We start from the raw sequence: 1,759 nt of genomic DNA on the forward strand, positions 1-1,759 counted from the left end.
GGTTGTTTCAGAACCACCGAATATGCACATGCCTATTGCCGGATTTCAAGCTACCTGCAATCCATGGCCAATAGAGGATATAACCCGCTTATCGCCATTCAAATCGCATTAGCGGGTGAGGCTCATAAAGTATGGGGAGAGTAGTTACGTTTAATTTTGCCATTGCACAATACGAAGACGGCAACGGCTATTCCATTTTGCGGGAAAACCCAGTGATAAGGCTCACCCAGACCCGTGCCTGGTATCGCGTGGAACGCCGCCAAACTGTTATCAAACCACATGAACTTGAACCTTGGTTTAACACGGTCATGAATCAAAAAAATGATGTCATCAGTCAAAACCGCGAAACTATCCGTGATTATTTATTGCTGGTACTTTTTACCGGATTAAGACGCGAAGAAGCCGCCAGAATGACCTGGAACAATGTTGACCTGAAAGCCAGAACGTTAAAAGTGACCGATACCAAAAATCATCAGGATCATACCCTACCCTTATCTGATTTTCTTTTTGATCTGCTGCAACAACGAAAAAATAACGCTATCAACGAATTTGTATTTCAGAGAGCCAATGGAACCGGTTATATTTCTGAACAACGCAAGCAGCTTGCCAAAATCATCAAAGAATCCGGTGTATCGTTCACGATTCATGATTTGCGACGGACGTTTGTAACCGTTGCCGAAAGTCTGGATATTTCAGCTTATGCAGTCAAACGCCTGGTCAACCACAAAATGAGCAGCGACATTACTGCCGGTTACATCGTAACCGACGTGGAACGATTAAGGCAGCCGATGCAAAAAATTACTGACTACATGCTTAAATGCGCTGGCTATAAACCTTCTGCGACAATTACCGAACTACCCATAAAAGACTCACAAAGCAGCTCTTAAAATATACGTCATTGACGTATTTGAAAAATATGTTTACTATTGTCGAGACTGAAACCTTTGAACGCCTGTGGCCATATTACTGGACAGAACAAGTACATGATGAATTCATATCATTCATTACCGAAAACCCAGAAGCCGGAGATGTTGTTAGGAGTTCTGGCGGCATGCGAAAAATTCGCTGGAGTCGATCCGGTTCTGGGAAATCGGGAGGCGTGCGGGTGATTTATTTTAATCGCAAAATAAATGGCGAAATCTGGTTGGTTCTGATTTATTCAAAAAACAAACAGGACTCAATCGACGCAAAGATTTTAAAGGAAATAAAGCATGAAATCGAAAAAACCATTGACTGACAAAGAACTGGAAGAGTTTGAAAAAAATCGGGACATAGGCGCTGAATTACTGGAATCTGTTCGTCAAATGAAAGCTGGTAAGGGACGCATTGTTATGTCGCCTATCATATCTGCACGCAAAAAATCAGGGCTTTCTCAGGCTGAATTCGCCAAGCTTCTGGGCGTATCCGTTAGAACACTGCAGGAATGGGAACAAGGCCGCCGCAAACCGAGTGGCGCGGCTAAAAAACTCATCGAAATCGCCGAGCGTCATCCCGACGTATTAAAGGAAATAGCAATGTAAAATCTCGCTAATAATTATTTGTATGGCCTTATTGCAATCTGGCATTTCGGCCTAAAACACGGTTTTATTTACAGTCTCGTGTACGGGCTTTGCTTGACCACGTCATATTTAACTTTGCATGTAAATTTCAACTTTCAATATATTTTAACGTGAAAGAAACCGCTAATCAGGCGCACATAATCCTGACCAGCTAAGGTCATCGCAGAATTGGCATTTTTAAACTTGATCTGGTTTGATAA

3 protein-coding genes are annotated in these 1,759 nt (G+C 42.4%); all 3 read left to right on the top strand.

Going from position 1 to position 1,759, the window contains the following annotated elements:
* The first annotated feature begins 131 nt into the window (after positions 1-131).
* From BMY62_RS15785 to BMY62_RS15795, 3 genes are read left to right on the top strand one after another with little or no spacing between them, the layout of a single operon-like run.
* The gene (locus BMY62_RS15785) at positions 132-887 is read left to right on the top strand and encodes a tyrosine-type recombinase/integrase (protein WP_218143017.1); all 756 of its coding nucleotides are present in this window, start codon (positions 132-134) and stop codon (positions 885-887) included.
* Positions 888-916: 29 nt separating this feature from the next.
* Positions 917-1,237, top strand: coding sequence for a type II toxin-antitoxin system RelE/ParE family toxin (locus tag BMY62_RS15790; RefSeq protein WP_090662226.1), 321 nt, complete (start codon positions 917-919; stop codon positions 1,235-1,237).
* Positions 1,212-1,520, top strand: coding sequence for a helix-turn-helix domain-containing protein (locus BMY62_RS15795; protein ID WP_090662223.1), 309 nt, complete (start codon positions 1,212-1,214; stop codon positions 1,518-1,520). The genes BMY62_RS15790 and BMY62_RS15795 overlap by 26 nt, the downstream gene beginning before the upstream one ends.
* Positions 1,521-1,759: the final 239 nt, after the last annotated feature.

Origin of the sequence: Nitrosomonas marina (genome assembly GCF_900111605.1) — a bacterium.
GTDB lineage: Bacteria > Pseudomonadota > Gammaproteobacteria > Burkholderiales > Nitrosomonadaceae > Nitrosomonas > Nitrosomonas marina_A.

Bases quoted from the DNA above. Each gene is read 5' to 3' on its own strand.
- BMY62_RS15790 (WP_090662226.1), top strand. From the start codon at position 917: ATGTTTACTATTGTCGAGACTGAAACCTTTGAACGCCTGTGGCCATAT.
- BMY62_RS15785 (WP_218143017.1), top strand. From the start codon at position 132: ATGGGGAGAGTAGTTACGTTTAATTTTGCCATTGCACAATACGAAGAC.
- BMY62_RS15795 (WP_090662223.1), top strand. From the start codon at position 1,212: ATGAAATCGAAAAAACCATTGACTGACAAAGAACTGGAAGAGTTTGAA.